Raw genomic sequence first — 17449 nt, forward strand, 5'->3', positions numbered from 1 at the left:
CCAAAAAAGGAGGACGTCATGTCTTCCGCCTTTAGCCTGAATCTATCGAAAAACTTTGGGCGATCGATGCATCGCTTCCACGTTATCGAATTCCTTATCAAATCCACGCCCGCACTCAGCGTCGCTTTCATCGTCTATGTCACGTTGAGAGGCGTTCTCTGGTAGCCGTGATTTGAAGTCGTTCGATCCGGCAGAGGACGAGGTCTGCTAGCGACGAACGCAAATAGGCATCCCATCACCTTCGAGGTCAGCCATGACGGAACGCACCATTGAGACTGAAATCACCTTTACTCATCCCTTTGAGCTGAGCTCGTTCGTGAAGCCATTTGAGGCTGGCACCTATAGACTCATTGTCGATGAGGAGGAAATTGAAGGCTTGTCGTTCCCGGTCTTTAGGAGGACGTCCACTCAGCTCGAAATACCCGCGATTGCAACGGTCGTGGGTAGAAGGCAGCGCGTAACCGTATCTTCGCACGAGATCGAAACAGCCCTGGCCAAGGATGCTGGGACAACCGAGTGATTCCGTTGGCTGGCTGGGATCGAAAGCAGGCACGATTTGAACGCCTAGGGCCTGGAGGACCCGCCATGACAATCACTTTTCCTAACAGTGCCAGAAGCTTTGACGAAGCGGCCAAGCGCGTTCGCTTTCTGGGATACGATGGCATGTTTGAAATTCGGTTCCTGGTAGAAGCTGATGCACTAAGAATGGAGCCGACACAGTCAAACCCATCGGAACCAGACTATCTTGCCGCATTCGATAGAATTCGAACCAGGATACTTGAGGTCGCCATGCGGGTTTACGCCTCCGAGCGCAAGAACCTGATTGTCCTTGGACCGGCGGATTTTAGGTAAGGATTCTCTTCTGGCTTTGTGTGAAATGAGAGGCACATACTGCCGAATGGCGGCCACCTCGGCAGACGCGATATGATTGAATTCACAAAAAAGACGAAGGCGAAGGAGGATCTTTGGAGATAGAACGACCTTTGAGGAAACTCAGACCCGGGAACGGCCTGCCCGAACATCAAGGAAGTCAGGCCTGCAGAGCCAAACTCCGCCGCGGACTGAGAATTGAGCTCGTTGCAATAAGACAGCCGATCAAGTGAGTTGAAAATTGCGGTTATTTCGCCGCCGCCAATGGTTCTGCATTTGTCTTGCTCCAGCCGATTCTCACGTCACGCCCTGTAGGGCGGAGAACCCCCGATGATGACATGGACCGGCTGGACACATGGGGAATTCGAGAATAGCGTTCTAGGGGATTACCTTGCAAAAATTGCCTGAGCCCAGCGTGGAGCGAGTAAGGCAGAGATATGGAGCGCCGGCTTACCGCGATCTTGGCCGCTGACGTAGTGGGCTACAGCAGCCTCATGGGGAATGAGGAGGTCGGCACGCTGGAACGGCTGAAGATTTGCCGGCGCGAGCTTTTTGACCCTGCTGTTGCGGAGTTTCGAGGCCATATCATCAAACTCATGGGAGACGGTGCGCTGGTCGAGTTTGCCAGCGTGGTCGATGCAGTCCAGTGCGCCGCAGCGATCCAACGAAGGATGACCGAGCACGATCCGGCCGTCCCGGAAGCGCGGAAAATTCGCTTTCGTATCGGCGTGAACCTCGGCGATGTTATCGTCGAGGACGACGATCTCTACGGTGACGGCGTCAATGTTGCCGCGCGGCTGGAGGGCTTGGCCGAGCCTGGCGGCATCTGCATATCGGGCACCGCATTCGATCACGTCTTTCACAAGACTGACGTGGGCTTCACAAACCTTGGCGAGCTGCGGCTCAAGAACATTCCGGACCCGGTTCGGGTCTACCGTGTTCATCTCGATTCCAGCAAGGCGGGAGAAGTTCCAGCAAGGTCCCGTCGGCCGAGTGTCCGCACCATAGTCCTGTCGGCAATCGGGATTGCAGCGCTGCTGATGGTTGTATCCGCCTTCGCGTGGCAGTTCGAGTGGGGTAACCCCACAATGCCACAACGCACGTCGGTCGCGATCCTACCGTTTGCCAACCTCAGCGGCGATCCAAAGGAGGACTACGTCTCCGATGGCATCACCGAAGATCTGATCACCGACCTCGCCAAACTTTCCGGCGTGGATGTCATCGCCCGCGATTCCGTCTTCGCTTATAAAAACAAGCCTGTCGTCCTCGTAGACGCGGCGCGTGCGCTGAACGTGCGCTACCTGGTCGAAGGCAGCGTTCGGCAGGTCGGCGAACAACTTCGTATCAATGTACAGCTCGTCGACATGACGAGTGGGAAGAGTGTCTGGGCCAACCGCTTTGACCGCAGCGCGGCGGATGTCGTCGCCATTCAGGACGATATGCGGCGAGAGCTTGTAAGCGCCCTCGGCATAGTGCCTTCGGCTACGGAAGCAATGCGACTGTCGCGGGTGCCGACGGCGAATCTCGAGGCCTACGATAACTTCCTGCGAGGCGAGCAGGCAGCGCGCACCGGCAAGCGCGAGGGGCTACGACAAGCGTTGGCATTTTATGAAAAGGCGGAAGAGCTGGACCCCTCTTTCGCTGAGGCCTTTGCTTTTGACGCGCGCACGTCTGTCAACGTCTGGCGCACTAACTTCAACGACATAATCCAGAGCGCCCTTGCAAGGAGGAGAGCTTACGAAAAGGCAAGCCTTGCTTTGAAACTGGACCCGGACCTCTCATCGCCCTACGCTATTCTTGGCATTGTGCAAGTCGTGGATCGCCGTTACGAGGAAGCAACCGCTTCTGCGGAGCGAGCTGTCGCACTCGGCCCGGGAGATGTGGCGGCACAGATTGCACTCGGCTACGTTCAGCTGTTTGCAGGCAACCACGCCGAGGCGAGCGAGGCCGTAGAGTCTGCGCTGAGGCTCGACCCCAATCTATCTGCCATTGATCGGGAAGTCGCCGGCCTTGTCTTCCTTCTGAATGATGACACTGCAAGAGCCGTCGAGACCCTCGAACGCACGCGCGACGACGCACCGGCGGTCAGCGAGTTCCGCATAGTGCTCGCTGCGGCCTATGCGCGTGCCAATCGCCTGCCGGAGGCGAAAGCGTCGCTTGCGAGCGGTTTGCAATTGCTGTCCGGTTCGGAAACGTTCAATGAACGGTCGTTGTCGGACTGGCGGATCAGCTACGCTCACTTTCGCAACGCCCAGGATTTGGCTCTTATCATAGACGCGTTGCGCCAGGCCGGCTTACCCGAGTGGCCGTTTGGATTTACCGCGGACGAAAAGGACCGGGTAAATGGCGCGGCGTTGGCTTCCCTGATTTTTGGCCACACGCTACAAGGCCAACTCGAACCCGGCGGTCAACCAGCCATCCTGCAGATCGGAAAAGATGGAAATGCGGGATTTCGCTCCATGACACGAATGTACACAGCGAAGCTCTATGTCGATCAGGACCTCTTGTGTGAGCAGAGCGAGAATATGTTTGGGCGGCCCGATTGCGGCCCTGTTTACAGACGCAGCGGCGAAACCGACGGCTACACCTATGTCAACTCGGGCAAGGTGTTCCACTTCTCGGCGGCCGACTAAACCTCGTTCACCTCAGTGATAGTCATCCTTCGCAAGCTCGGCCTGCTTTTTTGGCCAATTGGCTTCAGCCTTAGGCACTGCTTCGCTGGCATGCGTCACAAAATCTTGCGTATCCACTTTGTCGTATGTAAGATATAGCTTACCGTCGAGGATCGCAAAGGCTTCCGGGTCGATATTGACGGTGACCGATCCGGAGCCGGCGACCTCCGCGGCGCAATAGCCGCCATATTGCGGCGCATATTTCACCGGATCTTTCTTGAACAGCTCACGGTGCTCGTCGCTGGCAAAGTACCAGGGCGTCCCCAGCCAATCGAAGGCATATTTCTCCGAGCCCTTAACCGCCTTGTTATCCAAGAAATAGGCGACGGGGTCATAGCCATTGATGGCAACTCCACCGAAATAGCCCGTATTGACAGTGCCATCCGCAAGCACCGGTGTGGAATAGGCAAGCGCAAGGGAAAGCAATGCAGCTCCCTCAATCGCAAGCATACGTCTTTCGCGTTTGCGGTGTGAGGCCACTTTGATCATGATCCCTCCTCCAATCAGTCGCTCAAGCACTTCTGATACCACTCCTCACTGCCGACAACATTTGCCGGCGGGCACATGACTCCGTGCTGCTTGTAAAGATGAACGATATCCTTGTTCCCTTTCCAGAGAGCACGCGTGATCGGCAGGTAACCATGAATTTCGGGATGCCTGATGTCAGCGCCCTGTGCGATCAGAAACTCGGCAACTTCCACATGATTTTCCTCGCCCGCTACCATCAGCGGTGTGACGCCTGCCTTATTGTCTGCATCGTCAAGCGGTGCGCCTTTCGCGAGAAGTTGTCGTGCTATCGCGGCGCTGCCGACATAGGCAGCCGCGTGCAACGGCGTGAAGCCACCGGAATTGCGCGCAGTAACGTCAGCGCCCCTGCCTAACAGCAGTTCAACCATCGAAGGTTGATTGTCCAGTGCAGCAACGATGAGCGGCGTAGCCTGATCAGCCGCCCGGCTCTCGACATCCGCGCCGCTAGCCAGCGCCTGCTCCATAGCGTGCGTATCGCCAGACACGACCGCATCGAACAACGACTGCTCAGATGCAGCCGGGCTCGCTACAGCAAATCCAGCAATCGGTAGCGCCAGAAGCCATCGCATTTCTACCAATAGCATAATCCAGGATTACCTACCAGCTGATTGGCCAATAACCCGGCAGCGCAATCGTGGAGCGCGCCCATCTGCGGCGAATTGCGGCCCGCAGTTTCTCTGAGCCAATTAGTTTCAGTTTCCATCACATCTACTTAATTTCACTGTCACGGATAGACCCGCATGCACAGGCGCCAGAATTGCCGCGACTTTACCGCGCACGTTGGCTGCCTCCATGCGATAATGACGTTGACAAAACCCACCCCGGACTTAGGTTCCCGCCGCGTCGAGCGGCGCTCGAAGGCAAGACACGCAGATCCCAGGAGAAAAGCCCATGACCATTGCGACTAAAACGGGCCTTTTCGAGCTCGGCGACCTTGCGCTGCAGTCGGGCGAAGTGCTGCGCGGCGCGAGCCTGAATTGGAAGACCTATGGTACGCTCTCGCCCGGCCGCGACAACGTCGTCGTCTTTCCCACCAGTTACAGCGCCCAGCACACCGACCAGGAATGGCAGATCGCGCCCGACAAGGTTCTCGATCCCACGCGCTGGTTTATCATAACGCCGGACATGTTCGGCAATGGGTTGTCGTCGAGCCCTTCCAATACGCCGGACTATCCGGACCTTGTGACGACCGCCGACAATGTCCGTGCCCAGAAGCGTTTGCTGGTGGAGGTGTTCGGAATCGAGCAGGTAGCCTGTGTCTACGGTTTCTCCATGGGCGCCCAACAGGCCTATCATTGGGCGGCGCTCTTTCCCGAAGTCGTCGAGCGCGCCATCATCGTGTGTGGCAGTGCCCGGACGGCGCCCCACAACAAGGTATTTCTGCTGTCGTTGCTCGCAACCCTCGAGGCGGCGCCGGAACACCTTGGCCGTGGCCGTTTTTCGGCAGAGCCCCGCGCGGCGCTGCGTGCCTTTGCCCGCATCTATGCCGGCTGGGCGATGAGCCAGGACTGGTACCGCGCCGGACTGCATTTAAGCAGCACGGATGCCGCGACGCTGGAGGATTTCCTCACCGACAGTTGGGAGCCGGGATTCTCCCGCAGGCCAGCCGCAGATCTATATGCCCAGGCTTGTACCTGGATTGCCTCCGATATCAGCGCCAATGACAGATACCAAGGCGACCTGGTGTCCGCGCTCAATGCGATACGCGCCCGCATGCTGCTCCTGCCGGGGCGAACCGATCTTTACTTCCCCGTTGCCGATAATGCTGCCGATATTCCCCATCTCGTCGACGCCGAGTTGCGGCCGATTCCTTCCATATGGGGCCATCGTGCCGGCAGTCCAAAAGACAACAAAGATGATCTCCACTTTCTGCGGCGTGCCGTAGAGGACTGGATGAAATAGTCCGAAGTCGACGTTGTGAGGTGCAGGCGGATAGAATTCGCCACCGCCACGCGTAGGAACTTCGCGTGACAGTCCAAGTACGCATCCAGTCAAAATGGTCGGGGAGGCCGCGCGCATGGTCTGGATCAGACGCTTCCCGCCATCCGATCGTCTGTCACATCTGCCAAAATACTACGAACGAAGCGGTGTCATGGTCACGCGGCCTCAAACTGTGGTAGAATGTTCGATCGGAAATGCAATCGAAGGGAGGAGCTGCATCGATATGCCGGCGAGCCATTGCCGCTCGTGACTTCTCGACGACATTCGAGCAACGATATTTCGCTTGTTGGGGCTAATCGCGATGCCGTGACATTGCGAGACTGGAGGGCGGCGCATCGCCTTGGATTGGCATCGTGGGACACCATATCCACCGTCGAGCGGCCCGCCAACGAAGCAACCGTAGGAGGACCAACCATGAAGCTGCGATCCCTCAGCCTACGCCATATCGGCGCGCTTATGATTTCCCTATCTGCTTTCGCGCTGATGACTTCAGCCGCACTTTCCGAAGAAAACAAATTCTTCATCAAGCCGGTGGTTGAGAAGAAGCTCACAGAGCTGCCGTCTGGGCCATTGTACTGGCGGCTGGAGAATTTCCCGACGCTGAAGCATGCGCAGGATGCGGCGGGTCCGACCTCGCTTGCGGCGGAGGTTGCAGGCAAGATCTGGCTGTTCACGCTCGGACCCAAGGATGGATCCACACGAGGCGGAACAAAGGTCGCCGAGATCGGCCCCCTTCCGCCGATCAGCGCGAGTGAGTATTTGCTGCGTGTCAACCGCGCCGGTGGAGCGCCCGGCACCAAGACCGCAATCCATACGCATCCTGGGTCCGAGGCATTCTATGTCCTGGCCGGCAAGCTTGGTCAGAAAACGCCCCACGGCGTGACCTATACTGAAGCCGGCATGACCATGACCGGACACGGGCCTGACACGCCGATGGAGGTGTTCAACGCCGGCACAATCGATCTCGATGAGCTGGCCATCTTCGTGATGGACGCCAATCGGCCCTTCTCTTCGCCAGCCAGCCTCGACTGAGCGAAGTGGCAATTATCAAGGCGGGAGAATTGTCCCCAGGCCGTAGCAATCGTCTGTGAGGCTCATTGAACGCGATCCTGAGGTTGCATCTCGCATCGCAGTAAGCTGTCTTGTCGCCGTCGAACGGCGACACTCATAGATCCCAGTCCGGCCACCCACAAGCTCACAGAGCGTGAGGCTTGATAGCCTGAATGCCCGCCCTCAGCAAACGCAGCACTGTGCGACTATCGGAATCTCCGATTGCATTATCGATTCTGTCCGTTTTCCATTCATTGGCGCAAGTGGCAAGTGAAGTCGCCCAGCAAAACGGATGAAGGATGGCAAACATGGAAACTGGAAATCAGAAAATTCTAATCGTCGGAGGGAACTCGGGGATGGGGCTTGCGCTGGCAAAATCCTGCCTCGCGGCCGGTGCGACTGTCACGGTGGTCGGGCGCAACGAGCAGAAACTGAAATCAGCCGCGGAGAGCCTCCAAAACCCAACAGCCCTTCGCACTGTTGTCGCAGATATCACACAGGAGCGGGAGGTCGCCCATCTCTTCCAAGAGACCGGTCCCTTGGACCACATCGTCAGCACGGCTGCCGATATTGAGGGTGCCTACGAACTTTTGCCGGCACTCGATCTCGCCGCGGCGGAAAGGGTGGTGGCAAGCAAGTTCTACGGACCGCTTCTACTTGCGAAACATGGAGCGCCGGTCCTAGCGCCTTCAGGCTCCATAACCTACACGTCAGGAATCGCGGCGTACCGTCCGTCTGCACGGGGATCGGTCGTTGCCTCCGTCAACGCTGCTCTCGAAGGCTTGGTGCGCGCGCTTGCCGTTGAACTGGCGCCGATCCGGGTCAATGCTGTTTCACCTGGTTGGGTCGACACTGCGATATGGGAATTTGTCGCCGGAGACAGGAAGGACGCGACACTGAAGGCGATGGCCGAGCGCCTTCCGGTGGGACGAGTCGGTAAACCGGAAGATATTGCCCACGCGATTTCCTTTCTCATGGGCAACACATTCACATCAGGCACAGTATTACATGTGGAAGGTGGACATCGGTTGATCTAGCTACCGACCAAACATGTCCGCAGGAGCTGACAGCAGCAACTTCAGCGCTGGTGGGAGAACACGCCTACGCCGCCATACCATCACAAGCGAGGCAGTTTGAGCGGCGCCTGGCCACGGCATCTCGCTGAGCTCGCCGCGGCGAAGCGCGTCAGCGACGGCGAGCCGCGGTGCCAGGCTGATGCCGGCGCCCGTTCCGACCAATTTTGCGATGGCTTCGATGCTGCCGGCTTCTATGGCAGGCTTTGGTGAACTGATTCCGGCGTCAACGAATGCCCGCTCGAACAACGCGCGATAGACACATCCGACTTCTGTCGCCACGAAGGAGGCCGACCCAAGCTCAGCCAACGTTGGGTTTTGAAGCGCAGATCGTCCGGCCACCGGGGTGATCAAGACCAAAGGCTCTTTGACAACCAGCCTTGTCGCCAGGCGGCTATCGACGCGACCTTGATCGAAGCAGAAGGCGACGTCGATCCCGCCGGTGTCGAGTTGCTGTATGAGATCGCCACTGCCCGCGACCTTCAGGCGGATTGCGACGTCCGAGTGTCTTCCCCGGAAAAAGGTTAGCCATTCAGGAAGTTTTGAACGTGCGATCGTTTCGAGGGCCCCAATCGTCAGCCCGCGCCCGGCCGAGCCGGCGACAGATGCAACAGCTGCTCGAGCTTCCTGCGACAACGATAGGATTTCCTCGGCATAGGTGATGAGGACCTCGCCCGCGGGCGTCAGCTCCAACCCTCCTCTGGACCGAAGGAACAGCTTGGCTCCCAGGTCGGCCTCAAGCGCCTGAACCTGATCACTCACCGCCGACTGAGAAAGGTGCAGTTCCGCTGCACAACGAGTTATATTGCGGTGGCGAGCAACAGACTGAAAGGTCTTGAGCAATCTGGGATTCATTCTGATCGATCCTTGAAGAGGAGAGTCTATCTACCCTGCGAAACGAGCTCGGGCATGAGTCGATACGCTCCACCATGCGGTCGGTCCTCCACGGCACGGCACGGCAGTTCCTCTGTGCGTTCCTTCCGAGGACGAGCGAGTGATACGAAGATCACCTCATGCCGCCAATAGGGCTCCTCCCGCCCCTCTATGAAGCGCACCTGGACACGGCCTCAGCCAAGGACCATGGCAACACGCGCGATATCGCCTGAGCTATCTCGAACCGTGTTGGTCAGTGAGCGAGGCTCGCGAGAGCTTTTTCCAGATCATCCAGACCGACTGGCTTGGTGAGGTGACGAGTGAAGCCAGCGTCTGAAGCTTGCGTCTTATCCTTCGTCTGACCCCAGCCCGTTTGGGCGATGATTGGAAGGGTTCGAAAATCTTCCTCCTGGCGAAACGCTTTGCAAACCTCATACCCATCCATGCCGGGCAGGCCAATATCCAAAAGGACGACATCGGGCCGGAATGCTCTCGCCGCGGGTAATGCGTCGCGTCCGTCGTGGACCATGTCAAATGCGTGGCCCATCTCCTCCAACATCATTCCGAGTGTGTGGGCCACCAGGATATTATCATCGACAATGAGCACCTTCATCGGGGGAGGCGATGGGTTTTGGCCTTCCGCCACCAGAACGGTATGCTCCTGCTCGATCGGGGAGGCAAGCGGTAACCGAAGGCTGAACTCGCTGCCTTGGCCGACGCCAGCGCTTGTTGCGGTAACAACACCGCCATGCAGGGTCATGAGTTGCTTGACCAAGGCCAAACCGATGCCAAGACCGCCCTGCGCTCGCTCCAGGTGGTCGTCAACCTGAGCAAACATCTGAAAGATCTTCGATTGCATTTCGCCGGGAATGCCGATCCCGTTGTCCCTCACATCGATGACAACATCGCCATCGACTTTTCGCGCCGAAATCAAGATCTGGCCGCCACTGGGAGTGTATTTGGCAGCATTGTTCAACAGGTTGCCGATAACTTGCGCCATGCGAGTATGGTCTGCATCAACCCAAAGCGGCTCGGGCGGAATATCCGTTTTAAGGGAATGTCCAGCCGAATCAATGAGGGGTCGAGACGCCTCGATCGCAGCCTCGACAACATCTTCGACCTTGATTCGATCCTTTCGTAGCTCGATCTTGCCCTGGCTGACTCGCGACACGTCCAACAGGTCGTCGATCAATCGCACCAGATGGACCAGTTGCCGATCCATCATGTCGCGGATTTCGGCGGCATTTCCTCCGTCGGGATTCCGCCGCAGAATATCGAGGCCATTGCGCAGCGGTGCCAGCGGATTGCGCAATTCATGCGCAAGCGTTGCCAAAAAATCGTCCTTGCGGCGATCGGCTTCCTTCAGCGCTTGTGCATGCACCTCCAATTCGTCCCGTTGGGCGGCGATCTGCTGTCGCTGCCGGTAGAGCTCGTAGAACACATCCGCCTTGCTGCAGAGGATGTCCGGCTCGATCGGCTTCTGGATGAAATCCACCGCACCTGCCTCATACCCTCTGAACCGGCGTTGATTGTCGGTCGTACCGGCGGTGACGAAGATGATCGGAACCCGGCGCGTACGTTCATTGCCGCGCATCAGCTCAGCCAGTTCGAAGCCGTTAAGGCCTGGCATCTGAACATCGACGAGCGCCAGTGCCACGTCGTGCTGGAGGAGAAGTTCAAGCGCCTGGTCACCTGACCGGGCCTTCAACAGAACCAGGCCGTCGCGCCGCAGCAACGCTTCGAGGGACAGGAGGTTTTCCTCCAGATCGTCGACCAACAGAAAAGAAACGGGGCCCATGATTACTTTAAACCTTTTGCAGATATTCGGCGATCGCGTCTAACGACATAATCCTTGCCGAAGGACACATCGCGATGGCCGCTTCCGGCATCGCGGATGCAAACGCGCCATCTGGACTTTGGACGATTGCAGTACCCCCGGCCTTGATGACTGCGTTCGTTCCCCTTGCACCATCCTCATTGGCGCCTGTCAGGACGATCGCGACCAGGCCGTCACTATAGGCATCCGCTGCGCTTTCAAACAGAACATCGATCGACGGACGTGAAAACAGGACGGGCTCGTCGCTCGACAGCGACAGTGTCCCATTCGCTTCGACCAGCAGATGATAGTCCGGCGGCGCGAAATAGGCCGTGCCGCCATAGATAGGTTCCTTGTCTTCGGCTTCCAAAACGCGGAGGTGGCATTTCGCCTGAAAGAGCTCCGCCAGAACACTCGGCCTGTCCGGGGGGATATGAACCACGACGATCACCGGTATGTCAAAATCAGCGGCCAAGGGGGGAAGAATTACCGACAGGGCTTCAAGCGCGCCCGCGGAGGCCCCTATCACCACGGCTCGAGGGCGGGTTTCGGTCAATGGTCCCACCTCTGGTAGATTTTTTCCTCACGCACGAAGTCCTTGAACGATCCGGCATGATCGGAAAATCGCAGGCTTTCCTTGGCACCGAGGCCCAGAAAACCTTTCCTTGTCAACGAGTCCTTAAACAATCCCAGTGCGCGATCTTGTAGCCGGCGGTCGAAGTAAATCAGAACATTCCGACAGGAGATCAGGTTCATCTCGCCGAAAACGGCGTCGGTGACCAGACTGTGGTCGGAGAACACTACCTGATCGCGCAACGTCTTGTCGAACGACGCCCTACCGTATGCGGCGCGATAGTAATCCGATAGCGAAGATTTTCCGCCGGATTTTCGATGGTTCTCCGTAAACAGCCGGATGCGGTCCAGCTCGTAGATTCCCGCTTGGGCAGTCTGGAGGGCGTCGTGATTGATGTCGGTCGCATAAAACAGGGTGCGCTGCTCAAGGCCTTCCTCTCGGAACAGGATCGTCAGAGAATACAATTCCTCGCCGCCGCTGCAGCCTGCGACCCAGACCTTCAGCGAAGGATAGGTGCGAAGGTGCGGCACCACTTTCTCACGGATGGCTCGAAAATATCCCGGATCGCGGAACATCTCGCTCACCTGCACGGTCAGGTAACCGAGCAACCGGGGTAGCATGGCAGGATCGTGCAGGACGCCTTCTTGCAGCGCCGAGATCGTCGCGAACCCCATCTGCTCGCGCGCCTGCCGCAGGCGTCGCTTGATCGAGGCCATGGCGTAGTTGCGGAAATCGTAGTGATAGCGCAAATACAGCGCCTCCAGCAGCAGTGGTATCTCGATGTCTTCGATCTTTTCAAGCGGATGTGTTTCTGTCACCGGGGCATCCACACACGCACGAGGGATAGGAGTTTTTCGACGTCCAGCGGTTTGGCCATATAGTCGTTGGCACCTGCCTCGATGCATCGCTGCTGATCGTCCGGCATCGCCTTCGCCGTCAGCGTGATGACCGGCAGTTTTTTCCAATCGGGGTTTTTACGAATCTCGCGTGTTGCGGTCAGTCCGTCCAACACAGGCATCATGACGTCCATGAGAACGAGATCGATTGCAGAGCCTTGCTGAGATGCTTGCGCAAGGCGGTCCAGAGCCTCCTGACCATTGCGGGCGATCTCGATGATGGCCCCGCGCGGTTCCAGGATGTTGGTCAACGCGTAGACGTTCCTGACGTCGTCTTCGACCACGAGGATTCGGCGGCCCTCGAGCAGCGCGTCCCGGTTCTGGGCCTTGCGAATCATCCTCTGTTGTTCGTCCGGCAGGTCGGAAACCACCTGATGCAAGAAGAGAGTAACCTCGTCGAGAAGACGCTCCGGAGACTTCGCCCCCTTTATGATGATCGATTTCGAATAGCGGCGCAGCCGCTGTTCGTCGTTGGCCGACAGCACCCGACCAGTGTAGACGATGACAGGTGGGAACGGGTGCTCGCTATCCTGACTGATCGTCTCCAGGAGCCAATAGCCTGACGCATCTGGAAGGGACAGGTCGAGGACCATGCAATCGAAGGTCTGGGCTTTCAACAGCTCGAGACATTCCGCAGCAGTTCCGGTGCTGACGGTTTCGACGTCATGCGACGACAAGAGTTTCGTGACCGCCTCGCGCTGGATCTCGTTATCCTCGACGATCAGTACCCGGTGGACGCGCTGCGAAAGCTTGGCTTCGAGTTTTTGAAGGATGTCGACCAGTTGTTCGCGTTGAACGGGCTTTAGCATGTAGCCGACGGCGCCAAGTGAAAGGGCCGTTTCCGAGTAGTCGGTGGCTGACACGATGTGGATCGGGATATGTCGTGTGCGGACGTCGCGTTTCAGTCTGTCGAGCACTGAAAGCCCCGACTGGTCGGGAAGGCCGACATCCAGGACGATCGCGCTCGGCAGGAACTGTTTGGCCAGCGCCAGCGCATCCTGGGCAGTGCCTGCCACCAGTGCCCGGAAACCCATTTCGCGCGCGAGATCGCGCAGGATCGCCGCAAACGTATCGTCGTCTTCAATGACAAGCAGGATCCGCTTGTTGTCGGAAGATGTCGCACGGTCGTCGTCGACGAAGCTGCGCCGCGCGAAGGGTACTTGCTCCGATGCCACCTGCGGCACCGCGGGAGCAGCGGTCGCAACCGTATTGCGGACCTCGCGGGGCGCGACGGTCGCGGGGTCATAGGCTTCCGGCAGCGTGATCGTGAACGTGCTGCCTTGCCCCTGGCGGCTTGTAAGGTGGATGGAGCCGCCGAGCAGGCGGACGAGTTCCTTGGAAATCGACAGGCCAAGGCCCGTGCCGCCGAACCTTCGGCTGATCGTGCCGTCCGCCTGATGGAATGCCTCGAAAATGGTCCGCTGCTGCTCCTCGGCGATTCCGATCCCCGTATCGGTGACCGAAAACGCGACCCGGCCGTCGCCAGTGCTTCGAACGAACAGACTGACCTTGCCCTGATCGGTGAACTTGAAGGCGTTGGACAGAAGATTTTTCAGGACCTGCTCGAGACGCTGCAGATCCGTCTCGATGGCAATCGGGCATTCCGGTGCGATTTCCACGTCGAATTGCAGTTGCTTGTTTTGCGCAATCGGATCGAAGAGCTGTCGGAGGTTGATGGTGAGCCGCTCGACGACAACCGGCTCGGGACGAATGTCGGCATGACCCGCTTCGATCTTCGACAGATCGAGGATATCGTTGATCAGGTTCAGCAGGTCGTTTCCGGATGATTGGATCGTCTGCGCGTATTTGACCTGTTCTTCCGTCAGGTTTTCCTCGGAGTTGTCCGCTAGAAGTTTGGCAAGGATCAGCGAAGAATTCAACGGCGTCCTGAGCTCATGTGACATGTTGGCAAGGAAATCCGACTTGTATTGGCTGGCTTGCTCAAGTTCGCGCGCCTTGAGCTGTATCGATGCATTGGCACGCTCCAGCTCGTCGCGTTGACCTTCTAGCTGCTGGGCCTGCTCTTCGAGCTGAGAGTTCGTCTGTTCGAGCTCGACCTGTTGCTGTTCAAGACGGGCCTGGGATTCCTTCAGCGCCCGGCTTTGTTCCTCGAGCTCTTCGTTCGAGACCCGCAATTCCTCGCCCTGAACCTGCAGCTCTTCGGACTGTCTCTGCGTTTCCTCAAGGAGATTTTGGAGATCGTTGCGATATTTTGCAGAGCGAACGGCAGTGGCAATCGAAGAAGAGGCCTGCTCAAGCAGAGCCAGCACGCTTTCATCGACCGCGCGCAGGAAGCCGAGTTCGACTACCGCGTTGACGGATCCGTCGACGTTGCCTGGCGAGATCACCAGATGTCTTGGCTTGTCCCGCCCAAGTGCCGAGCCAAATGCAAGATAACCGTCGGGAACGTCGGCGATGAGAATAGGCCGGCTTTCGACCGCCGCCTGGCCCAGCAGACCCTCCCGCGGTTTGAACTGCTCCGGGAGGTCAGCTCCTTGAGGGACGCCATAAGTCGAGGCACGACGATAGACGTTGTCGTCACCGACGAAGATCGCGCCCGCGACGGCGCCTGCATATTTCGCCAAGAATTCCAGGATGCTGTTGCCGAGCTGCTCGATCCGTTGATCGCCAATGATCACCGAGCTCAGTCCGACATGACCTGCTTGCAGCCAGTCCTCGCGCCGGCGAGCAAGCGTTGCTCTACGGATCAAAACGCCGATGGCCGTGGTCAGAAGCAGTCCGAGAACCCCCGACAGGATGCTGCTGACGAGCGCCGTATTGTAGGCGTCGTTCATTTCGGCCAGCCGTTGTGCGCGCAGATCCGCCTCGACCTTGCCCATCGTTTCAAGCTGCGCCCTGATGGCGTCCATCTCGATCTTGCCGCGGTCAGAATTGACGATGGTCAGGGCAGGGGAGAGGCCTTGAGTTCGCCGGAGGTCAATCGTTTCCTTGAGTTCTGCCATTTTCGCCGCAACATGCGCCTTGAGGGTCGCGATATTGGGTTGTTGCGCAGGGTTGTCGCTCGTCAGCTCGGCGATTTCGTCGAGCCGCAACGGAATCGCCGTCAAAGCTGAATTATAAGGCTCGAGATACCGCTCGTCATTGGTCAACAGAAAGCCACGTTGTCCGGTTTCTGCGTCTTGGGCGCTCGACAGCAAGTCATCGAGGGCGATGATCACCTCATGGGAATGGACGATCCTTTGATTGTCGTCCCGCAGCTTCTGGAGATTGAAATAGGCGATCGCTCCGCTGATAATAAAAAACACGATAGCACCCGCGAGACTGAATGCGACGACGGGATCAAGGCCCAACCGCCGCTCGCGGTTATTTGGAACGTTGCTCTGTTTCATGAAAACTCGTGCGAAAGATGCGTTTGATGCGGCGTAAATGTTTAAGTCAGTGACTGTTCTCGAAATCAACTGAGTTCGCACGATCTAGCGCGCGCAAGTGCGATATCAAGAAGCCCAACGGCGCCAGGCGAGGTGGTCGAGTGAGCACGGTCTTGCGCATCAACCTGGGGGACGCGGTCGCAACGACCCGGTGCGGCCGTCCCAGCAAAGCGATCGGATATCCGGCCGCCCTTGGTCGAGTTAACGGTGTATGCCTGCCGATAAGAGGAAAGCTTGTCGGGCCCATGTCTTGGACTAAACTCATATTTGATCGCGCCCGTGGATGGATCCCTCCGGTGGCAGAAAAGCTTCGGCGCTACAGGATTGGACCAATCGAGATGGAGAGGGGAGACATGGTTCTCGTCAGACTGTGCAAGGTGGCGCTAATTGCGGCAATCGCGCTGTTCTTCACACTAGTCGCGTTTGGCAATATCACCGACTACGGCAGCAATTGGCTGTTTGTACAGCAGGTCTTGTCGATGGGCACGACCTTCGCAAACTCCAACCTCCATTGGCGGGCGATCGCGAACCCCACTCTCCAGGAGGCTGGCTACCTCTCCATCATCGCGGTCGAAACCGTAACCCCATTGCTTCTTTGGGTGGGAACCGTCCGCCTCCTGGCCGTCGTGAGAAGTGACGAGTTTGGACGCAGGAAAAGCTTGGCAGCCGCAGGATTGACCCTCGGAATTCTGCTCTTTGCCGTGGGTTTCATATCCGTCGGCGGCGAGTGGTTCGCGATGTGGCAATCGCAGATCTGGAACGGCGAGCAGAAGGCGTTTGATTTCATCGCGATGATTGGCGTTGTCATGGTCATCCTACTTCTCCCGGAAGCGGCGATGGCCTGATCGTTTCCTGGCGCGCCGTCCGCGCTTCACTGTCCACTTTACGCCCACATCCACATCGAGGCTCAATGCTATCGAGGGCTTCTTCGCCATCTTGACGAGCGGCGCAGCAAGTGCGGTTCCTTCCACTCGATCATCGATCTCCAAGGCGCTATCAACCGCTATATCGCCGAGCACAATCTGAGCCCAAGGCCGTTCGCCCAGACCAAGAACCCCGAAAAAACATCGCAGCCGTCAAACGCGGGCTTATAAGCTAGTGAGCGCGAGTGTCGGTTCGGTCCAGCGAGGCTGTCGGAATGACGATCCCAGAGTAGAGCACCGGCGTATCGGCTCGATCTCGGAAGGCACGACCAAACGCTGTCACCGGCGTATAGGCGCCATGGCGTCCGCGAACCCGGTAGGGATGCTGTTGCGGACTTTCGGCTATGATTGATTGGCTGATGGATTTGGCGAGCATAGGCCGATCGTCGGGATGAACGCGCGCAAGATAGGCTTCCAGAGGCAGCCCACGTTTTGTTTCCGCCGGATCGAGCCCGAATAGATCAGCCAGCGCCGCGTCCGCGAAGACAAGATTTTTCTGGATATCCCACGTGTATATTCCAGCTTCCGGAACGTCGCCCTCGAATATCTCCGCTACAAACGCTGCGTGTTCGTCTCGCGTCATATGTCCCATCCCGAGAGCATAGTTCTTTGTGAACTCATATTATTCAATTCGACTTCAAGCTTGTATGCTCTGGATATCATACACGTTTTCATTAGCCGGCGACATTTGCTTCGGCGAACGCGCGTAGTTTTCCCAGTATCTGCCAAAGCGGGATGTTAGCCGTTGCCAAGGCGCTGGCGAGTGTCCCAATGCCAGGAGACGGCTGCCGTTCCGGGCCAATTGAGACACCAAGCTCATTAGTAGGACACTAATATTTTCTTT

The 17449-nt window shown here is 57.9% G+C and carries 16 protein-coding genes and 1 pseudogene; 9 read left to right on the plus strand and 8 right to left on the minus strand.

Translation table 11 applies throughout. The annotated features are described in order from the left end of the window. The first annotated feature begins 18 nt into the window (after positions 1 to 18). The 4 genes from DTW90_RS37315 (at position 19) to DTW90_RS29500 (ending at position 3503) form a co-directional block, all read left to right on the plus strand. Complete coding sequence (locus DTW90_RS37315; RefSeq protein WP_188080098.1) at positions 19 to 165, plus strand: hypothetical protein; 147 nt, start codon at positions 19 to 21, stop codon at positions 163 to 165. Positions 166 to 253: 88 nt separating this feature from the next. After that, a complete protein-coding gene (locus DTW90_RS29490; RefSeq protein WP_132527573.1) occupies positions 254 to 520 on the plus strand; it encodes a hypothetical protein in 267 nt (88 codons plus the stop codon). A gap of 65 nt (positions 521 to 585) precedes the next feature. After that, complete coding sequence (locus tag DTW90_RS29495; protein WP_149342998.1) at positions 586 to 852, plus strand: DUF1488 domain-containing protein; 267 nt, start codon at positions 586 to 588, stop codon at positions 850 to 852. A gap of 455 nt (positions 853 to 1307) precedes the next feature. After that, on the plus strand, positions 1308 to 3503 hold the full coding sequence (locus DTW90_RS29500) for an adenylate/guanylate cyclase domain-containing protein (protein ID WP_149343000.1): 2196 nt from the start codon (positions 1308 to 1310) through the stop codon (positions 3501 to 3503). A 12-nt stretch (positions 3504 to 3515) separates the two neighbouring features. On the opposite strand, the gene DTW90_RS29505 is transcribed toward DTW90_RS29500, so the two are convergent. Next, positions 3516 to 4031: a YHS domain-containing (seleno)protein gene (locus tag DTW90_RS29505; protein WP_149343002.1), complete on the minus strand. Its 516-nt coding sequence runs from the start codon at positions 4029 to 4031 to the stop codon at positions 3516 to 3518. A 14-nt stretch (positions 4032 to 4045) separates the two neighbouring features. After that, positions 4046 to 4639 carry an ankyrin repeat domain-containing protein gene (locus DTW90_RS29510; protein ID WP_149343004.1) on the minus strand — a complete coding sequence of 198 codons (594 nt, stop codon included), beginning with the start codon at positions 4637 to 4639 and terminating at the stop codon, positions 4046 to 4048. A 322-nt stretch (positions 4640 to 4961) separates the two neighbouring features. Between DTW90_RS29510 and DTW90_RS29515 the strand changes: the two genes are divergently transcribed. The 3 genes from DTW90_RS29515 (at position 4962) to DTW90_RS29525 (ending at position 8098) form a co-directional block, all read left to right on the plus strand. After that, on the plus strand, positions 4962 to 5972 hold the full coding sequence (locus tag DTW90_RS29515; protein ID WP_149343006.1) for an alpha/beta fold hydrolase: 1011 nt from the start codon (positions 4962 to 4964) through the stop codon (positions 5970 to 5972). Positions 5973 to 6425: 453 nt separating this feature from the next. After that, on the plus strand, positions 6426 to 7043 hold the full coding sequence (locus DTW90_RS29520; protein ID WP_149343008.1) for a cupin domain-containing protein: 618 nt from the start codon (positions 6426 to 6428) through the stop codon (positions 7041 to 7043). 326 nt (positions 7044 to 7369) lie between these two features. Beyond that, a complete protein-coding gene (locus DTW90_RS29525; protein ID WP_207910653.1) occupies positions 7370 to 8098 on the plus strand; it encodes an SDR family oxidoreductase in 729 nt (242 codons plus the stop codon). Here DTW90_RS29525 and DTW90_RS29530 read toward each other — a convergent pair whose 3' ends face one another. The 5 genes from DTW90_RS29530 to DTW90_RS29550 form a co-directional block, all read right to left on the minus strand. Next, positions 8099 to 8977, minus strand: a complete 879-nt coding sequence (locus DTW90_RS29530) for a LysR family transcriptional regulator (RefSeq protein WP_246665101.1) — start codon at positions 8975 to 8977, stop codon at positions 8099 to 8101. A 283-nt stretch (positions 8978 to 9260) separates the two neighbouring features. Continuing rightward, on the minus strand, positions 9261 to 10784 hold the full coding sequence (locus DTW90_RS29535; protein WP_246665102.1) for a response regulator: 1524 nt from the start codon (positions 10782 to 10784) through the stop codon (positions 9261 to 9263). A 28-nt stretch (positions 10785 to 10812) separates the two neighbouring features. Further along, a complete protein-coding gene (locus tag DTW90_RS29540; protein ID WP_246665103.1) occupies positions 10813 to 11388 on the minus strand; it encodes a chemotaxis protein CheB in 576 nt (191 codons plus the stop codon). Then, entirely contained in the window at positions 11376 to 12215 is an 840-nt protein-coding gene (locus DTW90_RS29545; protein WP_246665104.1) for a CheR family methyltransferase, read from the minus strand. Before DTW90_RS29545 ends, DTW90_RS29540 begins: the two co-directional genes overlap by 13 nt. Continuing rightward, positions 12212 to 15643 carry a response regulator gene (locus DTW90_RS29550; protein ID WP_149343016.1) on the minus strand — a complete coding sequence of 1144 codons (3432 nt, stop codon included), beginning with the start codon at positions 15641 to 15643 and terminating at the stop codon, positions 12212 to 12214. Before DTW90_RS29550 ends, DTW90_RS29545 begins: the two co-directional genes overlap by 4 nt. Positions 15644 to 16035: 392 nt before the next feature. Between DTW90_RS29550 and DTW90_RS29555 the strand changes: the two genes are divergently transcribed. Both DTW90_RS29555 and DTW90_RS37825 read left to right on the plus strand, forming a co-directional pair. Then, positions 16036 to 16527 carry a DUF2165 domain-containing protein gene (locus tag DTW90_RS29555; RefSeq protein WP_149343018.1) on the plus strand — a complete coding sequence of 164 codons (492 nt, stop codon included), beginning with the start codon at positions 16036 to 16038 and terminating at the stop codon, positions 16525 to 16527. Between the two features lie 22 nt (positions 16528 to 16549). Next, positions 16550 to 16781, plus strand: a pseudogene (locus DTW90_RS37825) (IS630 family transposase); the annotation flags it as partial. Here DTW90_RS37825 and DTW90_RS29560 read toward each other — a convergent pair. Beyond that, the gene (locus DTW90_RS29560; RefSeq protein ID WP_132528385.1) at positions 16778 to 17188 is read right to left on the minus strand and encodes a PAS domain-containing protein; all 411 of its coding nucleotides are present in this window, start codon (positions 17186 to 17188) and stop codon (positions 16778 to 16780) included. The pseudogene DTW90_RS37825 and the gene DTW90_RS29560 sit on opposite strands and share 4 nt — an antisense overlap. Positions 17189 to 17449: the final 261 nt, after the last annotated feature.

This window comes from Neorhizobium sp. P12A, assembly GCF_008365395.1.
Lineage (GTDB): Bacteria > Pseudomonadota > Alphaproteobacteria > Rhizobiales > Rhizobiaceae > Rhizobium.